The following is a 17,472-nucleotide window of genomic DNA, read 5'->3' on the forward strand; positions in this document are numbered from 1 at the left end:
CGGGACGTTCTCGTCTGTGGCCACCGGCTGATCGACGTCATCGGATCACCAGGATCGCAACCATGGCGACTGCCGAGACGAGGCCCGCGGCGTTGAGCCCGAACATCAGATATTCCGCTGCTTTTTGTCGGGGATGACCGGGCTCCACGTTTCCGAAGACGGCCGTCAGCCCGCCGGCGATCCAGCTCGCCAATGTCAGGGCACCGAGAAGAAGCGCCCACTGCGTTGCCGTATCCATGTCCTGCTCCAATGCGGATGCACGCCCGGCACGGAAATTCTCCTGCGCGGGTTGACCGGTAACGACGCGGGGGCCTTTTTGTTTCGGTACGGTATCGCACCTTATCGTGAGACCCCTGAGGCGACCCTCTAGGCCGATCTCGGCCGCGTCTACTGCCGCCTGGCCGAACCGGTTTCGCTGCCGCCGCAGCCGCTGACGACGATCGGCGCCAGGAGTCATCGGGCTTTTCGCGACTGGGTGCCGGCGGCCGGCCCAACCGCTAAAACGTAAGCTGGACCTTACAGGCGGCGCTGCGGTCACCAGCAAGAATGAAAGCTGCAGTGGCCTGTTCAAGCGGCAGGCTGTGGCTGATGATCGGACGGACGTCTATTTTGTGGCTCGCGATCAGGTCGACAGCGGTGGCGAATTCCTCGTGGAAGCGCTGCGTTCCGAGGATGTGAAGCTCCTTGCCGACGATGGCGTTGAGAGGGATCGGGATCTCTCCTGTGACGCCGACCTGCACGATCGTGCCGCGTGGCCTGATGGCGGCGATGGCGCTGCGGATGGCGGGTGCGGCGGCCGAGCATTCGAAAACGAGATCGAAATAGCCCTTCCCTGCCTCGAATTGCGCCAGCGCTGCGGCATCCCGGGAAACGTTGATCGTCTGGCTGGCACCCATCGCCTTGGCCCTCTCCAGCGCCGCATCCGCGAGATCGGTCACCACGATCTCGGCTGCACCGTGATAAGCCGCGACGGCGACCGTCAGGGCGCCGATCGGGCCGGCACCGGTGACGAGGACGCGTTTGCCTGTGATATCGCCTGCGCGCGATGCGGCATGCAGGCAGACCGAAAGGGGCTCGCTGCAGGCGGCTTCCGCGGCGGTGGTCGCGGCCGCCACCTCGAAGCACTGCCTGGCCGGCACCACCAGCCATTCTCGGAACATGCCCTGCTCATGCGGCAGCCGCATCGCGCTGCCCATGAAGCGCATCTCCAGGCAATGGATCGGCAAGCCCTTCTCACAATACTCGCAATGTCCGCAGGGCTGGCTCGGATTGACCGCCACCAGCGTGCCGGCCTTGAGGTCGACGCCCTCGCCTGCCTGGCTGACGACTCCCGAAGCCTCGTGGCCCGGTATGATCGGCTCGCGAACCCTGACTGGCCCAAAGCCGCCATCCTGATAATAATGCAGATCCGAACCGCAGATACCTGCGGCCGCCATTTTGAGAAGCACCTCGCCCGGAGCGGGGACCCGGACGGTGTCGGTTTCGATCCTGAGATCGCCCTTCTGGTAAAGCCGCGCCAGACGTGTGTGCATCGTGTCCCTCCTATCTCAGCAGCCCCATCTGCTCCGGCAGCCAGAGCGATATGGAGGGCACGAAGGTGATCAGAATCAGCGCCAGGAAGAGCGGCACCAACCATGGCAGGATCGCCATTGTCGTGCGTTCGACCGAGAGTTTCGCCACCCTCGACAGCACGAAAAGCACCATGCCGAGCGGCGGATGCAACAGGCCGATCATCAGGTTCAGCGTCATGATCAGGCCGAACTGCACCGGATCGATGTCGAACTTGGCGACGATCGGCAGCAGGATCGGCACGAGGATGGTGATGGCCGCGATCGTATCCAGGAAGCAGCCGACGAAGAGCATCAGCAGGTTCACGAGGATCAGGAACACCCATTTATTGTCGGTGATCGACAGGATCGCATCGGACAACAGTGCTGCGGCTTGGCTCACCGTCAGCAGCCAGGCGAAGACGGAGGCGGCGGTGACGATGAAGAGAACCGATGCCGTCGTCTCGATCGTATCGAAGCTTGCCTTGGCAAGTGTCGAGAATGTCATCGTGCGGTAGCGCACGAGCCCGAGGAACAGCGACCACAGGACGGCCGCGACGGCCGCCTCAGTCGGCGTGAACCAGCCCATCGTCATGCCGCCGATCAGGATCACGGGTGTCATCAGCGCCATGACCGCAGAAAAGCCGAAATACCAGTCGAGGGCGAGAAGCGCGGCAAGGGCTATGCCCGCCGCCGCATTCATCGATACGCCCGCCTGCATCAGCAGGTAGATTGCTGCGGGCACCGCCAGAACGACGACGATTTCCATTCCCGCCGACAGCAGTTGCTTTACATCGAAGGGCGCGTCCGAGCCCCAGCGCTTCCAATAGGCAAAGGCGGCGACGGTGATCATCATCAGCAACGTCATGACGATGCCGGGCAGGATGCCGGCCATGAAAAGTGCGCCGATCGAGACGTTCGCCATCATGCCGTAAATCACGAAAGGCAGCGAGGGCGGGAAGATCGGCCCGAGCGTTGCCGACGCCGCCGTCACACCGACCGCGGCCTCGACCGGATAGCCGTGGTCCTTCATCGCCTTGATCTCGATCGTGCCGATACCGGCCGCATCGGCAAGTGCGGTGCCCGACATGCCGGAGAAAATGACGGAACCGATGATATTGACCTGCGCCAGCCCACCCTTCATCCAGCCGACGAGTGCGACCGCAAAGGAATAGATGCGACCGGTGACACCCGCCGAATTCATCAGATTGCCTGCCAGGATGAAGAACGGCACGGCCAGCAACGGGAAGCTTTCAACACCGGCGATCATGCGCTGGGCGACGATGATGTCGGGCGCAACGCCGTAGAGAACGATGTAAAGCACAGACGCAACGGCCATCGAAATTGCGACGGGCACGCCGATCAGCATCAGCACCAGAAACGAGCCAAGAAGCAACAGCATCGGATCAATCCTCGACAGTCTGGAATTCTTCCGGGCGCTCCAGAACGGAGTAGCCGCGGCGGATATTGGCGATGAAGACGATGACCGCGCGGATCAGCATCAGCACGAAGGCGACGAGAACGGAGTAAAAAACGATGTTGCGCGGCAGCTCGACGGTGACCATCTGCTCGTCGGCGACAATATCGACATAGCGCCACATCAGGTGGCAGCCATAGGCGAAGAAGCCGATGCGAACGATGTCGACGACGGTCGCCAGCACGCGGGCAAGCCCCGCCGGCATGTAGTGATAAAACACGTCCACCTGGATATGCCGCGAGGTGCGCACGCACATGACGGAGCCAAGAAAGACCACGCCGATCAGGCAGTTGATCGCGATCTCCTCGGTCCATGCATAGCTGTCGTTCAGCACATAGCGCGTGAAAAACTGCAGGAAGACGCAGCCCGCCATCAGCCAGAAGACGATCAGCGTGATCCAGTCTTCGATGGCGTAGTCAGCTATGTTTGCGGTCGGCGCATGCCCTTCGAATTCGTGACCGATTTCCTCGGCCGTGATTTGCGTGTGTATTTCTTGCGACATGATCGGCCTTGTTCCGGTTGGGGAAGAAGGGCGCGGCGATTGAGCGGCGCGACCCAAGTTTGTTGATGAATCCTGTCCCTTGCCGGGAGGTGCGGCCCCTCATCCGGCTGCCGCCACCTTCTCCCCGCAAACGGGGCGAAGGGGTGACGCGGCAACCTCTCCATCCCTCGCCAACGTCTCGCGGGGCACGTCCCCTTTTACGGGGAGAGGGTTAGGGTGAGGGGCAGCCGCAGGCGCGAACCGAACGGATTTAGTGGATCGCGCGGATAGCTTCCCAATCGGCCTTCTCGTAGCCGAAGTCCTCGAACTTGACCTTTTCCATCACGGTCTTCTCGAAGTCAGATTTATCGACCTCGGCAACGTTCAGTCCCTTTTCCTTGAACGTTGCAATCAGGCTGTTTTCCTTGCCGGCGATCGTCTTGCTCGTGCGCTCGGCTGCCTCCTGCATGACGTCGCCGAAGATCTTTTTGTCTTCGTCGGACAGGCTCGCCCACCGCGTCTTCGAGACCACCGTGTTGAGGTGATCGACGATGTGGCCGGTGAGGATGATGTTCTTTTGGACTTCGTAGAACTTCTTCGCCTCGATTGTGGTCAGCGGGTTTTCCTGTGCCTCGACTGTGCCGTTCTGCAAAGCGAGATAGACCTCGGCGAAGGCGATCGGCGTGGTGTTGGCGCCGCAGGCCCGCGGCATGGCGAGATAGGCCGGAACGTCGGGTACGCGGATCTTCAAGCCCTGCATATCGGCACATTTGGCGATCGGCTTGTTTGCGGTCGTATGGCGCGTGCCGTAATAGCTGACGGCGGCAATATGGTTGCCGGTTTTGTCCTCATAACCTTTGGCTAGGCGTTTGAAGACATCGCTCTTGGTGTAGGCGATCAGGTGATCGGGACCGCGAAAAATATAGGGGAAGTAGGTGACGCCGATCGGCTTGTAGTCGCGTGCGGCAAAGCTCGATCCCGAGATGATGATATCGACCGTGCCGAGCTTGAGGCCCTGGTTGATATCGGCTTCCTTGCCGAGCTGCGAGGCCGGATAGACCTCGATCTTGTAGCGCCCGTCGGTGCGCTTGGTGATCTCTTCCGCGGCCCAGAGGGAATCCGTGTGGAAGGGCTCGGACGTTTCATAGACATGCGCCCATTTCAGCACTGTCTCAGCATGCGCGACCGCCGTCGTCGCCATGATCGCCGCTGCGGTGCAAAGTATCGTTGCCAGTCTGCTCTTCATCGCTCTCTCCTCCGAGTTCAGTTAAGTCTCAAGTCTTGGCCGTTCCTTTCGCAGGCCGCGTGCTGCGGCCGCGCTCCTCCTCTCCCGAAAACTCCTCCCCGAAGCTCTCGGAAAACCTCTTCTGCGACATCGTGAGATGGGCGCGCATGGCCGCCTTGGCGCCCGCGGCATCGCCGGCGGCGATCGCGTCGCGAATGGCCCGATGCTCGTCCACAGCGATGCGCCATGTTCCCGGCCCCTCGAAGTGGCTGGCGAGCTTGGCGAAATAAGGCGTCATGCGCATGTCGAACATCTCGCCCGTTACCCGGATCAGGGTCGCATTGCCGACGATTGCGGCAATGCCGGTGTGGAAGGCACGATCGGCGGCAAGCACCGTGTTCGCATCGTTGACGCCGCCGCTCATACGCGTCAGTGCTTCATCGAGCAGGGCGACGCCTTCGGGCGAAGCGCATCCTGCGGCTTCTTCGGCAATGGCGCATTCGATGATGGCGCGCGCTTGCAGCAGCTCGAAGGGCCCCTCCACCGGCTCGCGCTCGCTCCCAGCCACACTCGCCGCATGCTGGCGCAGCACGTAGATGCCGGATCCCATACGGATATTGACGAGACCTTCGACCTCCAGGACGATCAGCGCTTCGCGGACGGTCGGGCGCGACACCGACAGTTGTTCCGCCAGGTCGCGCTCGGCGGGCAGCCGCTGACCCACGGCAAGCTCGCCGCTGCCGATCATCAAACGGATCTGGTCGGCCACCTGCCTGTAGAGGCGGCGTGATTCAACAGGCGAAAACATCCTGGGCCTCCCGGCGAGCTTCTCCTCAAGCACGCATCTGGTCAACTGGCCTGACCAATTGGCGCATAGGTATCATCGCCGAGGTTGTGCGTCAATCTGCCGCATAAAACTTAAACAGGAGTCTGCGCGAAAGATCGGGATGCCGAGCGTCAGTCCGACCTGCCTGCGAGTTAAATGCCGGCATACCATTCGTAGCCGCGATCCTCCCAGAACCCGCCATTGCCACCGTAAAGCCGACCGAGATCCGCGACCGCTTCGATGCGGGTCAGATACTTCGCCTGCTTGTAACCGAGCTGCCGCTCGACCCTCAGCCTCAGCGGCGCTCCATGCGCTACTTCCAGGTCACGGCCGTTCATCGAATAGGCAAGGATCGCCTGCGGATGGAAGGCGTCGACCAGATCGACACTCTCATAGTACCAGCCGGTACCATCCAGCGTCTTTTCGTATTCATCGGCGCAATGGAACACGATATAGCGCGCCTCGGGCTTCAGCCCGACCGATTGCAGCAGGGCGCCGAGCGGCAGGCCCGTCCATTTGCCGATGGCGCTCCAGCCTTCGACGCAGTCGTGGCGGGTGATCTGGGTGCGCGACGGCATCGCCTTCAACTGGGCAAGCGAGAGCTGAGCCGGTTTTTCCACCAGTCCACCGATATCAAGTCTCCAGGTCGAAAACTGCTGGCTCATCCATTCGAGATATTGCGGGTTGTCAGGCATGCTGGTGCCGTTCGAGCGAAAGACCGGTGAGAGATCCGCCTCGCTGAATTCACGGGCCAGCGCCTTGTCGCCTTGCAGGAAGCGCTGTGCCTTCATGCTGAACCCTTCGGCGATTTTCAGGACCGACTTCGTCCGGTCGCTTTCGACCAGTGCGTCGCAGCCGCTCAATCCCAGTGCGGACGCTGTTAGGGTCGAACCGATCAGGAAGCGGCGGCGGCTGATGAGGCGGCTCATTGTTCATCTCCCCGTTCGATGGCGTAGTAGCCGGTGATCATCGAACGCAGATTGTTGAAGACACCCGATAGGATCACCATGGCGACATGCACCACGACGAAGGCGACGAGCGAGAAGGCCGTGAGGAAATGCAGCGTGCGGGCCGATTGCCGCCCACCGAATATATCGAGCAGCCAGGGCGCCACGGCATTGAAACCCGGCGACATCGTCAACCCCGTCGCAACCATCAACGGCAGCAGCAGAAAAATCACCACGAGATAGGTCAGCTTCTGCAGCGTGTTGTAGTGGCGTGCCTCGGCTCCCTTGGGAAAACGCAGCCGGGCATGGTTGACGACCTCATGACCGAGATGCGCGAGTGTCAGCTCCGCGCCCTCAGGGGCGAGATCCCGGCGGAAATGCCGGCTGATCAGCCCATAGAGGAGATAGGCGAGGCCGTTGAGGACGAATAGCCAGGCAAAAAAGAAATGCCAGTGCCGACCAGTCGACAGATCCTGATAGCTTGGAAGGGTAAGCCAGCTGGGAAACCCCCTCGCTGTCGCCTCGCCGTCGACATTCGAAAGACCGAGGACGCCTGTCGTATCGAAGGTGAGCGAACCGACATGCGTCAACCCCTTCACCTGATTGCCATCTTCGACGGCTTCCAGGGAGAGGAAGGACGGGTCGTTGTCGGCGCCATACTGGCCCCAATAGAGCGCCGGATGCGCATTGAATATCTGCAGGCCGCTGAACAGCAGCACGGTGAGGCACAGCACGTTCACCCAATGCGACAGGCGCACGGCAAGGGTGTGGCGGTAGACAAGCATGCGCCCGGTTTTCGTGCCGGCATCGATCGTCGCCATGATTGTTCTCCGGATGAATGGACATTTTGGGACAAGAAGACGCGGCCGCCGACTGCTGCATAATTCAAGTGCTACAGCGTCCTTTGCACGTCTAAAAAGACGCGCTGCGCTGTAGAAAGTTTCAGCGGCCGCGCAGATAGGAAACGCTTATTTCATCGCGTCGCAGGCCTTCATCATGTCGGCCTTTTTCATCGCGTCTTTTTCCATGCCCGCCTTGTGCGTGCAGTCCTTTTTGGTGCCCGACATCTTCATGGCATCCTTCGACATCTTGCTGCTCTCCATAGTGTCCTTCTTCATCGCATCGGTCTTCATCGCGTCCTCAGCCGATGCGACGCCTGCGAGCGACAGACCGACGACAAAGGTGCAGGCTGCGAGGCTGGAAAAAAGCTTGGTCATGGAACTCTCCTGGAAATGGATTTCGTGTCCGCCGGCGGCCTGCCGATGGCTCACACCAAGCTATTCGAGAGAGCGTCGGGATGCGTTACAGTCTCACGCGCATGTGATAGAGCTGTGATGCCGTTACTTTTTTGATCCTTCCCTGTAACCGATTGGCCGCTTCCAGCGAATGAACTCCCCGACAGCATGACAACCGCCCATTCGGAAGAAGCCCTGAAAGCATTGATGCTTCTGTCCCTTGACGGGGACGAGGCGGCCTATCGGCGTTTGCTGGCGGCTTTGCGCGTGCTGCTCGTCGGGTATTACAGCCGCAGGATGGCCGCGGCGACGAAAGCGGATATGGAAGACCTGATCCAGGAGACATTGCTGGCACTGCATTCCCGCCGATCCACCTATGACCGAGAAAGACCGTTCACGGCCTGGTTCTTCTCGATCGCCCGCTACAAGCTGATCGACCATCATCGCGGTCGCGGCGGACGCAGGCTGGCAGAGACCGAGCTTGGCGAGGAAATCGAAGGCGACTTCAGCGAGGATAGCTTGACGGCCCGCATGGACGTCGAACGGTTGCTCGACGGCTTGCCACTGAGACAGCAAGAGCTGATCCGACTGGTGAAATTGGAGGGCCAGTCGGTTGCCGACACCGCAAGCCGCACCGGCCAGTCTGAATCGGCGGTGAAGGTCGGCATCCACCGGGCGCTCAAGGCGCTGGGAGAGAGATTGCGAGGCGCATCGTGACAACGACGGACGACATCATCGAACGCCTGGTGAGCGACCTGACGCCGGTGCCGCGCTATGCGCTGTGGCGGCGCTTTGTGCTCGGCATCGTGCCAGCCCTCGGGCTCTCCCTGCTATTGATGCTGCTCGTTCTCGGTCCGCGGGTCGATATGCCTGACGTGCTGATGCTGCCGGTCTTCTGGATCAAGTCGGCCTATAATGCGCTGATTGCCATAGCAGCCTTCCTCACCGTCTATCGGCTCTCCCGCCCCGACGGTTTCGAGGGTCGCTTTTTCGGTTGGCTTGCCTTGGTCATCGCCGCCATGGCAGCTGTGGCAGCCGCCCAGTTGATGATGGCCCCGACCGAGACTTACCCGGTGCTGATCCTTGGCTCCTCGGCGCTCCATTGCCCGCTGCTGATCCTCGGATTCGCGATGCCCGTTTATGCCGGCACCGTCTGGTCACTGCGCCGCGCGGCGCCCTCGGATCTGCGGCTGACGGGCTTCGTCGCCGGCCTTGCCGCGGGAGCCGCCGGCGCCTGGGTCTATTCCTGGTTCTGCACCGAGAACGGCATGCCCTTCGTGCTGATCTGGTATTCCCTCGGCATCCTGCTCACCGGCGCGCTCGGCGCCGTCACCGGCCCGCGCCTGCTGCGCTGGTAGATCTTCTCCGGCGCATCGACGTCGGGTAGGCTGCAAACCAATATCGACGTCGAACACGACAGCCCTTTGTCGCTGAGATGCAAGAGCAGCTCGGTGCTGACCGTATCGGCCTCGCGACAAACGCAGGGCGGTTTTCTCGTGTATCTGATCGGACGTCAGTCGTGCTCATCTTTGCGTTACGCGTCGCGGACCGACCAGCCGGATTGGCATGTTGCCTTCGAAGGCCCGCCCGCCGCGCTCCACGCCCGCTGCGCTTTTGTCGCCGTCCAATTGGAACTGATTGACCAGATCCCGCAGGCGGCCTGCCTCGGAGGACAAAGAGGCGGCGGCAGCCGTCGATTGCTCGACCATCGCGGCATTTTGCTGGGTCGCCTGGTCCATATGATTGACGGCGGTATTGATCTCGGCAAGTCCAGTCGACTGCTCGCGCGCCGAGGTGGCAATCGCATCCATGAGCTGGTTGATCTGTACGACGTGCTCGCCAATCGACTTGAGCGACGTGCCGGTTTCGAGAACCAGTTTCACGCCATTTTTGACGTCGGTTGACGACTTTTGGATAAAGCCTTTGATCTCCTTGGCTGCCTGAGCAGCGCGCTGGGCAAGCTCACGGACTTCTTGTGCGACCACGGCAAAACCTTTGCCCGCCTCACCGGCACGGGCGGCTTCAACGCCGGCGTTCAGGGCCAACAGGTTGGTCTGAAAGGCAATCTCATCGATGGCGCCAATGATGTTCGATATCTGCTCCGAACTATCCTCGATGCGTCGCATGGCCTGTTCCGCCTCCGCTACGACAGTTGCCGACCGCTGAGCGCTGATATCGGCCTCCTGGGCCACATTGCGTGCCTCGTCGGTGCGTTTGGACGCCATCGTCACATTCGACGTGATCTCATCCAAAGCTGCGGCCGTCTCCTCGAGAGAGGCTGCTTGCTGTTCGGTACGTTTGGAAAGGTCCTGCGCAGCGGATGCGATCTCGCCGCTACCACTATCTATGTTGTGTACCGTCTGGAGCACGGCCCCGATCGTCGCGCCCAATTGCCGGAGCGAAGCGTTGAAGTCTTCGCGCAAAGTTTCGTATTCGGCGGCAAATTGCTCCGAAAGCTGGAAGGAGATGTCGCCTGCTGCAAGCCGGCGCAGGCCTCCACCCAAGGTCGTGGTTGCGAAGCGCAATTGTTCGGCCTCGCGTTCGGCGCGCTGCTGGGCTGCTGCGCGCACTGCTTCGCTCTCGCTGCGGGATGCCGCCGCTTCCTTCTCAAGCCTGACGACATTGAGAGCGTTCTGGCGGAAGACTTCGACGGCGCCGGCCATTTCGCCAACTTCGTCGGCGCGGCCGGCACCGGGTATGTCGCTATCAAGGTCACCGTCCGACAAACGCCTCATGGCGGAGGCAATGCTTCGGATCGGATTGGCGATGCCGAATATTGCAAACAGGATGCCGGCCATGGCGATGAGCACGGCGAGCGCGGCGATTGCGGCTGTCAACATGAAAGCGGACGTCGCGGAACCATCGCTAGCGGCCACAAAACCTTCGGCCTGGCTGCGGATGAAAGCAACCAGATCGCCCACAGCCCTGTCCACCAGCTCGGATTGCGGTTCCATATTCTCCTTGAAGAAATGAGCCGCGTCGGATGCCTTGTCACTGTTTTGCAGCGCAATCATCTGCTCTGCCAATCCGCGATACTTGCTCAGTTCAGGTTTGATCTGATTGATCAGTTCGCGACCTCGCTCGGTACGGACGCCCTTTTCGTATTCGGTGACGACCTTGTCGACGCCGGCGCCGGCGGCATCGACTTTTTGCCGTGCGACGGTCCGTCCCTCCGCCGTATCCTCCAGAAGGTACTGAGCGTAGACCAGTTTCAGCTCAAGGAAATTATCCTTGATCTCGCGAGCGGTCACGAGCCGCTGCATCCAGAAGGTCCCGATCTGCTCGGTATTGGCACGGAGTGTCGAAATCGTGCTCAGCGAGACATAGGACAGGCCTACCATGAACAGGCTGATGATCGACAGCTTCACGATCAGGGCTTGCTTGATACTGGGGCGCTTCATGCGGGTCTCCTCGAAGACAGATGGGATGACCGGGTTGCCGGTTAGTGCAAAATCTCGCACCAGATTCAATAATTTAGTATTAACTAAACAATGAACCGGTGTCGTTTTTAGAAAACTTTTGCGCTGACCGACACTTCCGCGATTAGTTGGAATCGCAGCACGACTTAGAGTTCCTGGAAACTTCAAAAAAAAGCAGCCATGGCGAGCGAAATGTCTCGCCTGACGCAATTCCCCTGCCGTTGGCAAGCACCTACATGCTTGCCAACGGCTCCGGGGGACACATACTGGATCCATGCAGCAATCAGAGAACCAACCTGCCGGCATTGAAATCGCCCTCTGGCACTATTCCAAGAACGAACGGGACTGGAACCGCTGGATGCAGTCACTTTCAGCGGATGAACGGGAGCGCGCCGCGACCTACCGGTTTGAGCGAGATCGGGCTTCGTTCGTTGCCGGCCGCTATCTCTTGCGGCGGCTATTAAGCGTGCATAGCGGGGAATTGCCGGGCAAGATCCTGTTGTCTCCGGACAAGCACGGCAAGCCGAGGCTCGAGGGTCGCGATACCCCACAATTCAGCCTCGCCAATGCGGATGGCCTTGTGGTGGTCGCGGTCGCGTCAGGATGTGATTGCGTTGGAATCGACTGCGAACGCGCCGACGCCGAGATCGAAGAGGCGGCATGGGAGAGCTATTGCAGTGTGAACGAACGGCACTGGCTCGCGCAATTGCCTGAGCACGAACGCGCGCGGGGGGCTATTGCACTTTGGACACTCAAGGAGAGCCATCTGAAGGCACTTGGCGTCGGGCTGCGCGAGGATCCCCGCAACATTGCCTTTTCCTGGAAGGATGGCATCCCTTTCATGGCGGGCGGCGACCGCGATCGGCGCTGGCATCACCGCATGGTCGAAGGCGGCAGCCAGCACATCGTCGCACTGACTGCTTGCTCGGAAGCCGGACTGCCCGGCATTTCTACACGGATATTTCAGGACGACAGCATGCCGTCCGAATAGCCGGCCCGGAGCAGATGCGGCATCGCGGAAGCCGTCTCCGTCGCGAAGGCCAGCTGAGCATTGTCCGGTTCCGCATCGAAATGCTGCCGGCCGAGAAGCGTATTGACGATCATCGCGCTGCGCCAGGCCATCAGGCTGAGCTGAGAGTCGGCGATACCATGCGAGTATCGGCCCGCATTCTGTGCAAGCAGCCGGTTTGCCCGCGGGCCGGTCCATTGCATCGTGTAATCGTCGTTGAGGACGGGGTAGCCGTTTCTGTCGAGCGTTATCCGTTCACCCAGCGAGCCGAGAGCATCGGGCAATCGGAACCGGTAGCCGGTTGCCAGCACCACCGCATCGGCGTGAAGCACCTCTATCCCCCCATCGAATTGATTCCTGACGATCAGCCGATAGGCGCTGCCGTTCCGCTCCATCTGGATCACATCGCGATTTGGCGCCAGTGAGGCGTTGAGATCGTTCGGTTCGAGATAGCGCAACGCATAGAGACGCCGGTAGATCGAATGAATCGTCGAAATCGACAAGCCATCGCTGGTCAGGATCGAGTTCTTCAAAGCTGCCTGCTTCTGCTCGCCGGTGAGCTTCAGATAGGCTTGCACATATTCCGGTGAGAAAACCTGGTTCGAAAAAGGCGTGTCGTTGATCGGCTCGAAATTGTGACGTCGGCTGATCCATGTCAGCTCGCTGATGGAACCGGCATCTGAAAGCAAAGCTTCGACGACCTCGCCGCCACTTTGACCGCCGCCGACCACGATGATGCGGCCGGCGCCGAGATCGCGAAGACGCGATTTGGCTTCGCTGTTATGAAAGCAATCGGCACCGATAAACGGTTTTGCCCAGTCGGGCACGAAGGGCGAAGATCCCGTGCCGATCACCAGGTTTCGCGCTTCCTCCTGGCCGTTGTCGAAGCGCAGAACAAAGCGGTCATCGCGGTGCTCGACGTCGCGGATCTCCGCGCCAAAACGTAAGCCGTCGACGCCGTTGGCGACCCAGGCGAGATAACGTGCAAACTCCTGCCGGGGAACGGCGTCATAATTGGCGTTCAGGAAAGCGTAGAGCCGCTTGTGGGCAACCAGGTAGGAGACGAACGACCAGCGGCTGGTCGGCAGGACCGGGGTGACCAGATCTTTCAGAAAGGACGACTGCAGCTCGACGCCGGGCATCATCATGCCGGGATGCCAGTCGAACGAGTCTCGCTGCTCGAAGAAACGGCTGCCGACCTCGGGCACCGACTCCAGCAGGCAGGCGAGGCTTAGATTGGAGGGACCGATACCGATGCCGGCAACGTCGAGCGGCTCCTTGAGGGCGTCCCTGCGGGCAAAAGCGACGGTCATGCGATATCCTTCTCTGTTTCCTTGAGACGCAGGGCAAGCCTTGAGTGGAAGGCGGGAGACCCGATCATATGCAGATGGTTGGTGCCGGTGATGATTTCGGCCGCCCGCGCCCGCGGCGACAGGCGCCGCCAGTCGATCAGGTTGAGGCCGCGGTTGAGGCTGTCGTCGGCAGCCCAGGGATAGATCGGCACATCGTGCGGAACGAGGCTGTGCTTGCGGAAGATCAGGGCATTGTCGATCAGCACCCAGAACGTATGTTCGCGGCTGCTGATATCCGGCCCGTCGTCCGGCAGCGGGTCCTTTTCGTCGCCGACGAAGCGCAGGAACTGGTCGTAGGTATCGGCGTCCATCGTCGACAGCAGCCGGTCCCATTCGGGGCGCATCGCCGTCTTTTGAAGCCATGCCTCGACGTCCCGATGAAGCGCGTCGCGCTCGCCCGGCCGGAACCCCGGCTTGGCGCCGATCGCAAATTCCGATCCGAGGTCGCAAACATCGACCATCGCCATCATCCTGACGTCGACCTCGTTGCCAAGGGCGCGCGCGGCCTCATAGGCCAGAAGCCCGCCCCAGGACCAGCCGAGGAAAGTGCAGGGCGCGCCTCGGCTATGGGTCCTGATATAATCGACATAGCTCCCGATGATGTCTTCGACCGGCGCGCCGACCTCCTTCTTTTCAGACAGCGAATGGCAAATGAAGCCGGTCGCCGGCTGGTCGGCGCCGAGATAATCGACCAGCTTCACATATTCGCGGGTGCTGACGAGAAGGCCCGGAAAGCAATAGAGCCGCGGCTTGGCGCCGGAAGCGCGCAGCACGATGACCTCCGACAGATCCCGTTCGGCGCCCTGCTCCATCACGCCGGCAAAGGCGCGGATGGTTGGGTTGTTGAAGATATCGACGACGGTGAGCGGTGTTTTCGGCCGCCGCTGCCTGAGCTGCGAGAGGATGCGGATCGCGCCCAGCGAATTGCCGCCGATCGCGAAGAAATTATCCTCGACGCTGATGGCTTCCAGCTTGAGAATTTGCCGCCAGACATCCAGCACTTCCTCTTCGAGTGTGGTCGCCGGCTCGACGATTTCGCGCCGGACCGGCTGCGGTGCAGGCAACGCGAAACGGTCGAGCTTGCTGTTCGGATTGGTCGGCATCTTTTCCAGCCCGACCACGGCCGCCGGTACCATATAGGAGGGCAGGCTGCGTTCGAGGCCGGCGCGGACCGTCTCGACGTTTAACGTCTCGTCCTTCTTCGGAACGACATAGGCGACCAGCGCCTTCTCGCCGGCATCGTCATCGCGCAGGACGACCAGGGCTTCGCCGACGCCGGGCTGCTGAAGGAGGGCCGCTTCGATCTCGCCGAGCTCGATCCGGTAACCGCGAAGCTTCACCTGATGGTCGACACGGCCGACGAATTCGACGGTTCCGTCATCGCGCCAACGCGTCAGGTCGCCCGAGCGATAAAGCCGGCCGCCCTCCTTGGAGAACGGATCGGGGATGAAGCGATCCGCCGTCGTGTCCGGCTTGCCAAGGTAACCGCGCGCAATCCCCTCGCCGCCGATATAGAGCTCGCCGGTCACGCCGATCGGGCACAGATTGAGGTCGGGGTCGAGCACATAGACGCGCCGCAGCCCGACCGCCCGGCCGAGCGGAGCATAGACCCCCTGGAACTTCGTGCCCGCCCTCACCTTCCAGACCATCGGCGTCATGATGGTTTCAGTCGGTCCGTAACCGTTGATCAGCCATTCCGATTTCAGCGCCCGCGACAGCAGATCGAAGGTCGGCTGCGCCAACCCCTCGCCGCCGAAGGAGTAAAGCCGCATCGGCGGCGCGCCGTCGGTAACATCCGCCCATTCCGCCAGTTGCTGCAGATAGGTCGTGGGAATGCTGGCATTGTTGGCGCCGTGTTTACGCATCGCCGTCAATGTTTCTTCCGGCGTCCAGAGCGGCTGATCGGGAAGGATGATGCTGCCGCCCTCCATCAGCGGGTTCATCCACCGCTCATGCCCGCCGTCCGAGCTAAAGGGCAGGAACGGCAGTTCGCGGGATTCCGAACTCATGCCGTAAACGCGCGAGGTGTTTTGCAGATGGTGTGTCAGCGGGCCGTGTTCGACGGCGACGCCCTTCGGCAATCCCGTCGATCCCGAGGTATACATGACATAGGCGAGCTGATCCTTGTGGGTGGGAATATGGAGCGGCGTATCCGGCTCGCCGTCGAGGTCGAGCTTGTCGAGCTCGAGGATAATGGTGTCGAGCTCTTCCGGGAGCCGATGGCGCAACCAGCTATGGGTCAGAACGATCTTGACGCCGCCGTCACGCAGGATGTGATGGTTGCGGACCGGCGGATGATCGGGTTCGACCGGAATATAGGCGCCGCCCGCCTTCAGTGTCGCGAGGATGCCGACGACGGCCTCCGGCGAACGCTTGATGAATATGGCGACCGTCACCTCGGCGCGAACGCCGAGATGCCGCAGCCGATGCGCGAGGCGATTGGTGCTCGCCTCCAGCCAGCCATGGCTCCACTCCTCGTCGCCATAGACGATCGCCGTTTTCTCCGGCGTCTGGCGCGAACGAGCGGCGATCAATTCATGCACCGGCCTGTCATCGTTGACGACGTCGTCTTCGTAAGGCGCCGACAACCAATCGAGCTCGTCGTCCCCGACGAGTTCGATATCCTTGATCCTCAGATGCGGCCGCGCGACGACCTGCTCAAGCACGAGGCAGAAATGTCGAGCGACGCGGGCAACCAGGGCGCCGTCATAGAGATCCTGCGCATAATCGATCAGCCCGGATGCGGCCCTATCCAGACGCGCTTCGACCACCAGGGACAGTTCGCTATCGGCGCGTGCACCCAGCGGCTCCAGATTTGTGGCATGGCTGGGTACCGCATAGGATTCACGGAATTCGAACAGCGCCTTGACCACCGCTTCCTGGGCAGCCGCCTCGTCGACGACCAGTTCCTGGGTAATGCGCTCCAGCGGCACAAGCCGGCGTTGCCCCTCTTCCGTCGCCGATGAGATCGCCGCGATGACATCGTCGAGAGAACTTCTCGATGCCAGCGACAGAATCAGGGGAAGCACCTGTTCGGCACGGCCGCGGTCAGCAAGATGCTGCTTATGGGGTCGCGCGACCAGAAGCCCGGTCTGCAAAGCATAGCTGCCGCTGTAGCGTGCCAGCAGCACGCAAAAGACGGCATGAAGCACGCGTTCGACCTGATGCCCTTTGTGCTGCGCATGTCGTTCGAGCTTGCCCCAGAGATCCGGCTCGATCGCGAATCGATGCTGAGCGCGCGCCACACCTGCAAGCCCGCCACTGTTGAAGCGGGTGGGAAAGGTCGAGGCGGCGGAGTCGAAACCGATGATATCCTTCCAATAGGAGAGGGATTCTTGTGCCTGATTGGTCTGCAGCCAATCAGCCTCCCGCAGTCCAGCGGAGATTTCCGGCGGGTGCATCTCGCCGGGTGCGCCATCGAGAATTTGCGTCAGGGAGCCGGCAAGAATGGATTTCTCGCGATCGTCGCAGATGATGGGATGGACAACGATCGTCAGAAGCGAATGCCCGTCGGCAAGCAGGATAATCTGAACACGGGCCGGCGGACCGCCGAGGAGATCGAAGCGCCTGTCGCGGAAGGCTCTGTCGGCGGCCAATGCATCCGGCTCGTCAAGAGCGGCGCTTTCGCCGACAATCTCGATCGGCACTGCGGTTGACATGCCGCTGTACTGCTCGACGCGGCCACCGGCCAACCGGCGGAAACGCGTCGCAAGCGACGGATGTTGCGCCACGAGCGCCCGGCAGGCCCCGGCAATCGTCTCAAGGTCGACCGCCGGGCTCAATCGCAACCCGATGATCTGATCGGGAAAGACGATGTAATTGCCGATCTGCTCCAGCGACCAGATCCGCTTCTGCGCGATCGTCAGTGGAAAGCTCTCGAAGACCGCATCCATTGCAGCATCGGTCGGGGAAGCATCGGCGAAATTGGTGATTTGCTTGTTCATCTTGACGATC

The 17,472-nt window shown here is 61.3% G+C and carries 15 protein-coding genes; 3 read left to right on the top strand and 12 right to left on the bottom strand.

Features of this window, described 5'->3' with window-relative positions:
• Positions 1-37 precede the first annotated feature (37 nt).
• The 9 genes from RCCGE510_RS27705 to RCCGE510_RS27745 all read right to left on the bottom strand — a co-directional run bounded on the left by RCCGE510_RS27705 (position 38) and on the right by RCCGE510_RS27745 (position 7,720).
• On the bottom strand, positions 38-238 hold the full coding sequence (locus tag RCCGE510_RS27705) for a hypothetical protein (protein WP_052029508.1): 201 nt from the start codon (positions 236-238) through the stop codon (positions 38-40).
• 259 nt (positions 239-497) lie between these two features.
• Positions 498-1,532, bottom strand: coding sequence for an L-idonate 5-dehydrogenase (locus RCCGE510_RS27710; protein WP_007635756.1), 1,035 nt, complete (start codon positions 1,530-1,532; stop codon positions 498-500).
• A 10-nt stretch (positions 1,533-1,542) separates the two neighbouring features.
• Positions 1,543-2,949, bottom strand: a complete 1,407-nt coding sequence (locus RCCGE510_RS27715) for a TRAP transporter large permease (RefSeq protein WP_007635757.1) — start codon at positions 2,947-2,949, stop codon at positions 1,543-1,545.
• Positions 2,950-2,953: 4 nt separating this feature from the next.
• A complete protein-coding gene (locus tag RCCGE510_RS27720; protein ID WP_007635758.1) occupies positions 2,954-3,526 on the bottom strand; it encodes a TRAP transporter small permease in 573 nt (190 codons plus the stop codon).
• 250 nt (positions 3,527-3,776) lie between these two features.
• Complete coding sequence (locus tag RCCGE510_RS27725; RefSeq protein ID WP_007635759.1) at positions 3,777-4,751, bottom strand: sialic acid TRAP transporter substrate-binding protein SiaP; 975 nt, start codon at positions 4,749-4,751, stop codon at positions 3,777-3,779.
• A 28-nt stretch (positions 4,752-4,779) separates the two neighbouring features.
• Positions 4,780-5,538: a FadR/GntR family transcriptional regulator gene (locus tag RCCGE510_RS27730; RefSeq protein ID WP_007635760.1), complete on the bottom strand. Its 759-nt coding sequence runs from the start codon at positions 5,536-5,538 to the stop codon at positions 4,780-4,782.
• Between the two features lie 170 nt (positions 5,539-5,708).
• Positions 5,709-6,485, bottom strand: coding sequence for a molybdopterin-dependent oxidoreductase (locus RCCGE510_RS27735; RefSeq protein WP_007635761.1), 777 nt, complete (start codon positions 6,483-6,485; stop codon positions 5,709-5,711).
• Positions 6,482-7,324, bottom strand: a complete 843-nt coding sequence (locus RCCGE510_RS27740) for a cytochrome b/b6 domain-containing protein (RefSeq protein ID WP_007635762.1) — start codon at positions 7,322-7,324, stop codon at positions 6,482-6,484. Before RCCGE510_RS27740 ends, RCCGE510_RS27735 begins: the two co-directional genes overlap by 4 nt.
• 147 nt (positions 7,325-7,471) lie before the next feature.
• Positions 7,472-7,720, bottom strand: a complete 249-nt coding sequence (locus RCCGE510_RS27745) for a pentapeptide MXKDX repeat protein (RefSeq protein WP_037079846.1) — start codon at positions 7,718-7,720, stop codon at positions 7,472-7,474.
• A gap of 186 nt (positions 7,721-7,906) precedes the next feature.
• Between RCCGE510_RS27745 and RCCGE510_RS27750 the strand changes: the two genes are divergently transcribed.
• The gene (locus RCCGE510_RS27750; protein ID WP_007635764.1) at positions 7,907-8,455 is read left to right on the top strand and encodes a sigma-70 family RNA polymerase sigma factor; all 549 of its coding nucleotides are present in this window, start codon (positions 7,907-7,909) and stop codon (positions 8,453-8,455) included.
• On the top strand, positions 8,452-9,096 hold the full coding sequence (locus tag RCCGE510_RS27755; protein ID WP_007635765.1) for a DUF1109 domain-containing protein: 645 nt from the start codon (positions 8,452-8,454) through the stop codon (positions 9,094-9,096). The genes RCCGE510_RS27750 and RCCGE510_RS27755 overlap by 4 nt, the downstream gene beginning before the upstream one ends.
• Before the next feature lie 165 nt (positions 9,097-9,261).
• Here the strand turns inward: RCCGE510_RS27755 and RCCGE510_RS27760 are convergent, their stop codons facing one another.
• On the bottom strand, positions 9,262-11,139 hold the full coding sequence (locus RCCGE510_RS27760; RefSeq protein ID WP_007635766.1) for a HAMP domain-containing methyl-accepting chemotaxis protein: 1,878 nt from the start codon (positions 11,137-11,139) through the stop codon (positions 9,262-9,264).
• A gap of 292 nt (positions 11,140-11,431) precedes the next feature.
• Here RCCGE510_RS27760 and RCCGE510_RS27765 point away from each other — a divergent pair, with 292 nt between their 5' ends.
• Positions 11,432-12,148, top strand: a complete 717-nt coding sequence (locus RCCGE510_RS27765; protein ID WP_007635769.1) for a 4'-phosphopantetheinyl transferase superfamily protein — start codon at positions 11,432-11,434, stop codon at positions 12,146-12,148.
• Here the strand turns inward: RCCGE510_RS27765 and RCCGE510_RS27770 are convergent.
• Positions 12,121-13,479: a SidA/IucD/PvdA family monooxygenase gene (locus RCCGE510_RS27770; protein WP_007635771.1), complete on the bottom strand. Its 1,359-nt coding sequence runs from the start codon at positions 13,477-13,479 to the stop codon at positions 12,121-12,123. The genes RCCGE510_RS27765 and RCCGE510_RS27770 overlap by 28 nt on opposite strands.
• Positions 13,476-17,462 carry a non-ribosomal peptide synthetase gene (locus RCCGE510_RS27775; protein WP_007635772.1) on the bottom strand — a complete coding sequence of 1,329 codons (3,987 nt, stop codon included), beginning with the start codon at positions 17,460-17,462 and terminating at the stop codon, positions 13,476-13,478. The genes RCCGE510_RS27770 and RCCGE510_RS27775 overlap by 4 nt, the downstream gene beginning before the upstream one ends.
• Between the last annotated feature and the right edge of the window lie 10 nt (positions 17,463-17,472).

It is taken from the genome of Rhizobium sp. CCGE 510, from assembly GCF_000292525.1.
In the GTDB taxonomy this organism is placed as follows: Bacteria; Pseudomonadota; Alphaproteobacteria; order Rhizobiales; family Rhizobiaceae; genus Rhizobium.

Coding starts and splice junctions, on each gene's coding strand:
- RCCGE510_RS27715 (WP_007635757.1), bottom strand. CDS start 2,949: ATGCTGTTGCTTCTTGGCTCGTTTCTGGTGCTGATGCTGATCGGCGTG.
- RCCGE510_RS27770 (WP_007635771.1), bottom strand. CDS start 13,479: ATGACCGTCGCTTTTGCCCGCAGGGACGCCCTCAAGGAGCCGCTCGAC.
- RCCGE510_RS27705 (WP_052029508.1), bottom strand. CDS start 238: ATGGATACGGCAACGCAGTGGGCGCTTCTTCTCGGTGCCCTGACATTG.
- RCCGE510_RS27710 (WP_007635756.1), bottom strand. CDS start 1,532: ATGCACACACGTCTGGCGCGGCTTTACCAGAAGGGCGATCTCAGGATC.
- RCCGE510_RS27745 (WP_037079846.1), bottom strand. CDS start 7,720: ATGACCAAGCTTTTTTCCAGCCTCGCAGCCTGCACCTTTGTCGTCGGT.
- RCCGE510_RS27725 (WP_007635759.1), bottom strand. CDS start 4,751: ATGAAGAGCAGACTGGCAACGATACTTTGCACCGCAGCGGCGATCATG.
- RCCGE510_RS27760 (WP_007635766.1), bottom strand. CDS start 11,139: ATGAAGCGCCCCAGTATCAAGCAAGCCCTGATCGTGAAGCTGTCGATC.
- RCCGE510_RS27735 (WP_007635761.1), bottom strand. CDS start 6,485: ATGAGCCGCCTCATCAGCCGCCGCCGCTTCCTGATCGGTTCGACCCTA.
- RCCGE510_RS27730 (WP_007635760.1), bottom strand. CDS start 5,538: ATGTTTTCGCCTGTTGAATCACGCCGCCTCTACAGGCAGGTGGCCGAC.
- RCCGE510_RS27720 (WP_007635758.1), bottom strand. CDS start 3,526: ATGTCGCAAGAAATACACACGCAAATCACGGCCGAGGAAATCGGTCAC.
- RCCGE510_RS27765 (WP_007635769.1), top strand. CDS start 11,432: ATGCAGCAATCAGAGAACCAACCTGCCGGCATTGAAATCGCCCTCTGG.
- RCCGE510_RS27740 (WP_007635762.1), bottom strand. CDS start 7,324: ATGGCGACGATCGATGCCGGCACGAAAACCGGGCGCATGCTTGTCTAC.
- RCCGE510_RS27750 (WP_007635764.1), top strand. CDS start 7,907: ATGACAACCGCCCATTCGGAAGAAGCCCTGAAAGCATTGATGCTTCTG.
- RCCGE510_RS27775 (WP_007635772.1), bottom strand. CDS start 17,462: ATGAACAAGCAAATCACCAATTTCGCCGATGCTTCCCCGACCGATGCT.